The sequence below is a fragment of the Streptomyces sp. NPDC002868 genome (genome assembly GCF_055563295.1).
On record NZ_JBVHDR010000061.1, the window covers coordinates 1 to 7,001 of the forward strand.

General features: G+C 69.9%; 9 protein-coding genes and 1 pseudogene. 1 reads left to right on the forward strand and 9 read right to left on the reverse strand.

The window, feature by feature from the left end; translation table 11 throughout:
* Positions 1 to 225: 225 nt before the first annotated feature.
* From ACZ3H8_RS40370 to ACZ3H8_RS40405, 8 genes and pseudogenes are all read right to left on the reverse strand, one after another.
* Positions 226 to 756: a tetratricopeptide repeat protein gene (locus ACZ3H8_RS40370; protein ID WP_467410310.1), complete on the reverse strand. Its 531-nt coding sequence runs from the start codon at positions 754 to 756 to the stop codon at positions 226 to 228.
* A 386-nt stretch (positions 757 to 1,142) separates the two neighbouring features.
* A pseudogene (locus ACZ3H8_RS40375) lies at positions 1,143 to 2,180 on the reverse strand (NB-ARC domain-containing protein); the annotation flags it as partial.
* A gap of 137 nt (positions 2,181 to 2,317) precedes the next feature.
* Positions 2,318 to 2,782: a hypothetical protein gene (locus tag ACZ3H8_RS40380; RefSeq protein WP_467410297.1), complete on the reverse strand. Its 465-nt coding sequence runs from the start codon at positions 2,780 to 2,782 to the stop codon at positions 2,318 to 2,320.
* Between the two features lie 29 nt (positions 2,783 to 2,811).
* A complete protein-coding gene (locus ACZ3H8_RS40385; protein WP_467410298.1) occupies positions 2,812 to 3,501 on the reverse strand; it encodes a hypothetical protein in 690 nt (229 codons plus the stop codon).
* Positions 3,502 to 3,551: 50 nt separating this feature from the next.
* The gene (locus ACZ3H8_RS40390) at positions 3,552 to 4,052 is read right to left on the reverse strand and encodes a WhiB family transcriptional regulator (RefSeq protein ID WP_467410301.1); all 501 of its coding nucleotides are present in this window, start codon (positions 4,050 to 4,052) and stop codon (positions 3,552 to 3,554) included.
* Positions 4,042 to 4,716, reverse strand: a complete 675-nt coding sequence (locus ACZ3H8_RS40395; protein ID WP_467410302.1) for a GGDEF domain-containing protein — start codon at positions 4,714 to 4,716, stop codon at positions 4,042 to 4,044. The genes ACZ3H8_RS40390 and ACZ3H8_RS40395 overlap by 11 nt, the downstream gene beginning before the upstream one ends.
* Before the next feature lie 91 nt (positions 4,717 to 4,807).
* Entirely contained in the window at positions 4,808 to 5,107 is a 300-nt protein-coding gene (locus tag ACZ3H8_RS40400; protein WP_467410304.1) for a hypothetical protein, read from the reverse strand.
* 96 nt (positions 5,108 to 5,203) lie between these two features.
* The gene (locus tag ACZ3H8_RS40405) at positions 5,204 to 5,755 is read right to left on the reverse strand and encodes an RRQRL motif-containing zinc-binding protein (RefSeq protein WP_467410306.1); all 552 of its coding nucleotides are present in this window, start codon (positions 5,753 to 5,755) and stop codon (positions 5,204 to 5,206) included.
* Between ACZ3H8_RS40405 and ACZ3H8_RS40410 the strand changes: the two genes are divergently transcribed.
* Positions 5,726 to 6,052 (forward strand): hypothetical protein, encoded by a 327-nt coding sequence (locus ACZ3H8_RS40410; protein WP_356233824.1) that lies wholly within the window; start codon positions 5,726 to 5,728, stop codon positions 6,050 to 6,052. The genes ACZ3H8_RS40405 and ACZ3H8_RS40410 overlap by 30 nt on opposite strands.
* A 512-nt stretch (positions 6,053 to 6,564) precedes the next feature.
* Here the strand turns inward: ACZ3H8_RS40410 and ACZ3H8_RS40415 are convergent.
* The gene (locus ACZ3H8_RS40415; protein ID WP_467410308.1) at positions 6,565 to 6,798 is read right to left on the reverse strand and encodes a hypothetical protein; all 234 of its coding nucleotides are present in this window, start codon (positions 6,796 to 6,798) and stop codon (positions 6,565 to 6,567) included.
* Positions 6,799 to 7,001 lie beyond the last annotated feature (203 nt).

Consider the following 7,001-nt stretch of genomic DNA (forward strand, 5'->3'; position numbering starts at 1 on the left):
TTGGACGCATGGGGTGAGGACTTGGACCTGATGCGACCGCAGTAGGAGCGCGCCGCGGGAGCTCCCGTACCGCCACTTTGGCCGCCGCCGACTGGGCGTCTCGCCCACTCAGTCGACTGCGTAGGGGCAGTCCGGAGTCGGCAGCCGCCTCGGCAAGCGCAAGGCGACCGCCTTCAGCTAAGGCACGCACTTGTAGGTCGGGCATAGCCGACGGGCAGCCGTTCATCAATCGGGTGGTTGATGAACGGAGGCATCCCCTGCTGCCCGTCGCCAGTTGGCGAGGCGGTTCCGGGTGGTGAGGGTGTCGGGGTGGTCGGGCCCCAGTACCCGCTCCCGGTCCGTCAGCAGTTGCTCAAAGGCGGCTGCTGCGCCGGCCGCATCCCCCGCCTTCCCCTTGAAGTTGGCGAGGCTGTGCCGGGTGTAGAGCGTGTGGGGGTGGTCGGGTCCCAGTACCCGCTCCACGTCCGCCAGCAGTTGCTCAAAGGCGGTTGCCGCGCCGGCCGCATCCCCCGCCTTCCCCCTGAAGTTGGCGAGGCTGTGCCGGGTGTAGAGCGTGTGGGGGTGGTCGGGCCCCAGTACCCGCTCCCGGTCCGCCACCAGCTGCTCAAGAGCGGCTGCCGCGCCGGCCACATCCCCCGCGTCCCCCCTGAAGCCAGCGAGGTCGTGCCGGGCGGTGAGCGTGTGGGGGTCGTCGGGCCCCAGTACCCGCTCTTGGTCCGCCAGCACATGCTCAAGAGCGGCTGCCGCGCCGGCCACATCCCCCGCCTCCCCCCGCCAGTAGGCGAGGTTGTGCCGGGCGGTGAGCGTGTGGGGTGGTCGGGCCCCAGATGGTGCTGGGTGTCGTTGGCCAGCTGCTGGAAGTAGTGGAAGGCAGCTGTGGTCTGGCCAGCCTTGCCGAGGCTATGACCAGCATGGCCGAGCACGGGGTGGGCGTCGGGCTGGTACAGGGCGTCTTCGGCGTGGAGGGTCAGCGCTTCGGTGTTGGCGCGCAGGGCCTGGGCGAGGGAAGTGTCGCGTTCGATCTCGGGCCAGGCGGCCATCAGGGCGTCGGCGGCCGTACGGGCGAGTCGGTCGTGCTGATCGGCGGGGAGGGGGTCGCGGACGGCGCGTTGGAGCAGCTGGTGGACGCGGACAGTGTGGTGTGGGCTGCTGGGGTTGTGGTCGATCAGGCTCAGGCGGTTTAGCGCACGCAGGGCCTGTGTGGCTTCTGAGGCCGTGATCTCTTCTGCATGGGTCTGTCCTGGGGCAGCGGTGTGGTGTTGGGCGAGGCGGTTGAGAGCTGGCGGGCTGATCAGGACGGCGGCGGGGATGCCGTTGGGGTCGAGCATTGCGGCGAGCTGCAGCATGGGGCGGGCCAGACCCGCTGGGGGAAGTTGGTCAGCGCATTCAATGGACAGGGACCAGGTGGCGGCGACGTTGGTTGCCTGGTCGTCGGGGAGTCCGGAAGGGTCGGGCAGTACGTCGGTGAGGGTGCTTGCTCGGTCAGTCAACCGGTGCCGGTAGGTGGCGCAGTCCAGGCCGACGTCGAGGAGGTACGCGGCGGCCTGGGACAGTGCCAGCGGAAGGTAGCCGAGGTCGTCGGCGAGGCCGGCGAGCTGGTCGGGGGGCTCGTGGCGGTCGTGGGCGGCCAGAGCAGCGGTGAAGTAGGCGGTTGCCTCGTCGTCGGTGAACAGGCCCACCGGTACGAGTTGGCGGCTGTTTCCGGTGAGAGCGGCGTCGCGGCGGCGGGTGGTGATCAGAGTGCGGCCGTGGGTGCTGTCGGGGGGCCACAGGTTGCGCAGGTCGGCTGGGTCGGCGAGGTCGTCGAGTACGACCAGCCAGCGGCGCGTAGTGCCGGGTTTGGGCTCCAGCCAGGCCAGGAACGCGTGTGCCGCGGTCTCCAGGTCGGTGGGGTCGGCGCCGAGGATCTCGACTGCGGCCTGGGCGTAGCCGGTGACGACTGCGTCGCGGGTGGCGGCGGTGACCCATACCAGCGGGTCCAGCTTCCCGGCCTGCCACAGGGTTCGGGCGTGATGGGCTGCAAGCTGGGACTTGCCTACTCCGCCGAAGCCGGTCAGCACCTGGGCGTGTACGACGGTGTCCCCGCCGTACGCTGCGTGCTCCAGCTGCTGGGCGGTGGCACGGTCCCGGAAGCAGTCGGCCTGGCGGGGCAGCACGCCGACCTGGTGCGGCCAGGTCACCGGGGGAAGAGGTGCGGCGTGGAACGCGACCCGCCCGCCGGGGCCGACATAGCCGACGGCGAGGCTGCGATCCTTGGCGGTGATACTTCCAGGTAGGCCGGCGAAGCCGGGCGTCGGGTCGAGGCTGGCCGGTCCGCTCAGTCCTTGGGCGGCTCCGGCCTCGGAGGGGGGCTGATGTGCGCACCCCCTTCGATGACCTGGGCCGCGATTGAGCTGTCCTCGGCATGGATGCTCACGTTGTGGGCTGCCGCCAGTCCGCCTGTCATTCCGCCCTGCGGGGCGTGTTCGTTCAGCAGTGCACGCAGCTGGTCAGCGGCTTGGCTGCGGTCTGCCTCGTCCAGGTTTTCCAGCATGGCCTCGATACGGGCCTGCCAGGAGGCCTGCTGGCCGATCCGCGCCCGCTCTGCCTCGGCCGGGTCGGTGGCCTGCAGGGCGGTAGCGGTCTGGTCGAGGCGCTCCAGCTCCGCCTGCTCTCGCTGGGCATCGCCCCGCCCGAACCAACGCGCAACCGCGCCCCGGAACCCGTTCCACGCATCGGTACCGGCAGCCTGCACCACCGCGGTGCCGCCAGCCACAGCCAGCGCTACCAGGGTCTCCAGCATCTTCCGGCCTCCTCACCTGAGTGGCCTCTCTAAAACCGTATCGCCGCAGAGAAGGACCGCAGGCAGCGCCTTGGAGGGAACACCCTCATGCTCATTGTCCAACGTCTTCTACTAGTGGGCACCCGCAACTGCCACGCGGCGACGAACTCAATGTTGTATCTGATGCAATTCAGCGCGTTTGTCCAGACCATCCACATGGTGGCGGCGCCCCACGCGGTCCAGGTGAGCCGCACGCCGTTGTTCCGGGAGAGGAATCCAAGGACCAGGGCTGCGATGCCGGTGGGCTGCCACAGCGTGTAGACGGTGGAGGCGCTGACGGCGAGTCCGGCGGAGTGCTGCGCGATGTACGTGCGGACCGGCTGGTCGATGACGGCCCACACGCCGGTGGAGGTGTCGGTGCCGACCTGCACCTTGGGCGCGGCGGTGAGCAGTTGGTGCAGCGCGTCCAGGACTACGGCACCGGCGGCCTGGAGTATCAGGACGACGAAGGAGAGGCCGGCCACGGCGAGCAGGGCCTTGATCCAGGGGGCCATGCCGTGCCAGCCGACCTCGGGCGCGGTGCGCACGTCCTCCCACAGTTCGTACAGGACGCCGTCCTCGTCCCAGGCGTCGTTCCACCACTCGCGCAGGGCGGCGAAGCGGGGCGCCTTGGCGGGTTCGGCCGGCACGGGGACGGGCGGGAAGTCGAGCGCCTGGTGGTTGTTGTCGTTGGACTGCACGGTGGGCAACTCCCTGTTGTCGCTGCGTGTTCACGGAGCGTGCGAATGGGTCAGGCTGTGGCCTGGGACCGGGAGAAGGGGGCGGCTGCGATGGGGTGGTTCATCCGCGATGAGCCGGAGGAGATCGTTTTCGAGGAGGTCGTCGACACGGACGGGCAGATCTGGCCCGCGTTCACCGACGACGACGGCGTGCTGTGGATCGACGTGGACGACGACGTCGAGGTGGTGGTGAACGGGGCGACGCCGATCCAGTCGGGTCCGAGCCGGTCTTCGAGGCGGCCTCGCAGGATGGTCCGTTGGCGGGCGATGGTTGCCGCCCAGATGCCGGTCGGCGTCATGTCGGGGTTGGCGAGCGCCCACTTGAGGCAGCCGTTCGCGATCGGGCAGGCCCGGCAGGCGGCATTGGCCCGTTCGACGCGGCCGGTGGTGTCGGCGCTGGTGTCGCCGTGCTCGTGAGCGAACCAGGCCGGGCTGGTCCTGCACACGGTGGGGGAGTCGCTGCGGGGGAAGGGGATCCGCGGATCGGCCTCGGCAGGGTGGTCATGCGGCACGCTCCATGGCGTGAGTTCCCGGACGCCCGGCCCGGCGGCCGTTGATCGTCGGCACCGTCGCGTGCTGGACGGTGGCGAGTACCGCGCGGCCGGAGTGCTTGCCCTCGTACAGGGCGGCGTCGGCCGCCCGCTGGAGCAGCGACAGGTTGGTGGTGCCGAGCGTGTCGGGGGAGGCGGCGCCGATCGACGCGGCGACGGCGACCGACTCGCCGTCTACGGCGACCGGTTCGGCGAGCAGCCGAACCAACTGCGCCAGGCGCAACTGGTGGCGGCCGGGGCCGGTTCGCAGGGTGATGGCGAACTCGTCTCCTCCCAGGCGGCCGACTGCCGCGCGGTTGCCCGCCCAGGCGGTGAGCCGCTGCGCGGTGACGGCAAGCACGGCGTCGCCGGCTGCGTGGCCGCAGCTGTCGTTGATCTCCTTGAAGTGGTCCAGGTCGCAGATGACCACGAGGGCGTCGTCGCCGTATCGGGCGGTGAGCTGGCGGGCCTTGGCTGTGTAGCCGTCGCGGCCGAGCAGCCCTGTCAGCGGGTCGCGGCGTGCCGCGGCCAACTTCCGGTGCAGCGCTACGGCGTGGACGGTCCAACCGGTCAGCGGAATCGCGAGTGTGGTCAGGATCAGGGCGCGATGCCCGGAGCGGGCCTGTAAGCGCAGGGCGGAGTCCATACTTGGGATCTCCCTTTCTCGTCTCGTGCGGGATGGGTGGCCCGGGACAGCCGACGAAGCCGCCAAGCAGTGCGGCTGTTCCGGGGCCTAGCTACAGCTCGAAGGCGGTGACGCGGGTCCAGCTGAAGGGATCGCCCCAGCGGCCGGCTTCCGCGGCCGCCCAGTCGGGCTCCCAGCCGGGGCGCAGTCCGCTGGCTCCCCAGCCGTCCGGCCGCTTGCCGGGGATCTCGCGTCCAGCGGTGTGCGCGGCGAGCGCGGCGTCGTACACCTCGTGCGCGATCCGCACCGCGTCCCGCTTCGACGACGCTTCGCCGGTGAAGATGTGCAGACCGCGCCAGGCTGGATTGCCGGTGTGGTGTATCGGGACGTCGACCTCGAAGTACTGATCCATGACGTCCATCTCCTCTCGTGGTGCTGGCAGTTGTGGTGGACCACCGCCGACCGCCCAAACCCGGCGGTCCGAGGTGGGCGATACGGAGCGTCGGTTTCAGGCGGCCAGCTGGTGCTTGGCCGGGGGGATGTAGCTGTTCGGGTCGGCCGGGGTGCCGTCGTGGCATTCCAGGCAGCAGCCGAAGGTCTTGAGCGGAAGGCAGAACACATACCGCCGCGAGCAGGTGGGACAGGTCTGTCTCGCTGCCATGGCCCGGTCCAGAGCCCACTCCTGAGCCAGCGTCGGAACGCGCTTGGGCTTGGCCAGGTCCTGGCACCACAGATTGGCCCGGGTGGGATGGATGCACGCCTGGCCGGGTCGGTAAGCGCACGCCTTGCAGCGCAGGACCGCGACCGGGTGGTGCCCGCCCGGACTCAGTCCCAGGTCCCGTAGCTGCCGCCGGGTGACCAGCCCCTCGGGGACGGCGCCGCGGTCGTACTCCGAAGTCAGCGGGTTCGCGGATTCTGACGCGCCTCTGCGGGTGAACCCGCTGGTGGGTGCGGGTGTGCTCGCGCTTGGGCACGCGGGTTGATGCCGCAGCGTGGCAACCGGGGCGATCCTCTGATCGTCTGTAGTGGCATGTTGGAGAGAACCCGACAGCATCGGCATGCTGACTTCGCCGCCGCGTCCGTCTTGGCGCTGCTCGATGTGCTGCTCGTCAGCGCTTTCCTGATGTTGGGGATGGATGGCATCTGGACAGCAGACTGGATGGGATATCCGGGCCCGATGGATTCGACCGGGGCGTCCTATCAGGGTGATGTTGCGTCGTTCCTGGCGTGGGCGTGCGCGATCACGGTGCTGCTCGCGGTGGTCTTGCGGAGCTGGGTATCGATGGTGGTGCAGCTCGTACTGCTTGGCGGCGGAGCCTTGTTCCTGGCCTCGCTGCCGACCTACTGGAGCAGCTGAGGCAGAGAGTCTTATGCCTGCGTGGGGTCGATGCCGAAGAGCTCCGGGTGCGCCGCGCGGACGTAGTGGATCGCCGTCGTGGCGGCGACTTCCCGAATCCCGCATAGACCGGCAAGTTGCCGGCGGAACTCGCAGAATCCGCCAGCAACTGCAGGAACCTCACACGCTCGGGTGGGAGTCCCGAAGAGCGCTCTCACCTCGTGACATGCACTGCTACTCTCCCGATCCCGTCTAAAGGAACCCGACGGAACTCCAGTTGGCAAGGTCGCGCTGGTGCGGGGCACGCGCTTGATTTCGCGGCGCCGCGTCCTGGCCATCACCAGCTCCAGGCACCGGGCAGTCGGCGGGGCGGGAACGGGTAGCGGGGTCCGGGACGGCGTGGTTGCGGCCGGCCGATCCGACGGCGCGGGCGGGGCGTGAGCACGAGCGGTTCCTCCAAGTCGGCTGCGAACAGGCAGCGCTGCGCCCCGTCGGCGAAGGAGTGCCGACGGGGCGCAGGACTGCAGGGATGACTAGGCAGCGAGACCGAGGGCCGGGCCGGTGCTGTGCGGGGCCGGGCTGGGCGTGGTGGGTGCGGTGTGCCCTGGTCGCGGCTGCTGCTGCGGGGTGGCGTCGGCGGTGCGGGTGCCGATCAGGTAGCCGATCAGTAGCCCGGCCGCGAGCAGCACCTTGTGCCGGTTCGCTCGCCACCACGTGGGCGGGACGGGCTCGGTCAGGACGCCTATCACTTTGGGTGCCTTCGGCAAGACGATCTCTCCTTCGACGGGTTCGGGATGGTGCAGCGGCCGGGCGGCCTGGCCCGCGCCCGACCCGTGTACGGGGTTCGGATGCGAGGCAGGTGGTCCGGAAGCGGGCTAGGCCGTTTCGTTTGAATCATCTGATCGTTGGCCCAGATGTGCCGTTGACTGACGCGCAGTGGGCGCGGATCGAGCCGTTGCTGCCGGACCGG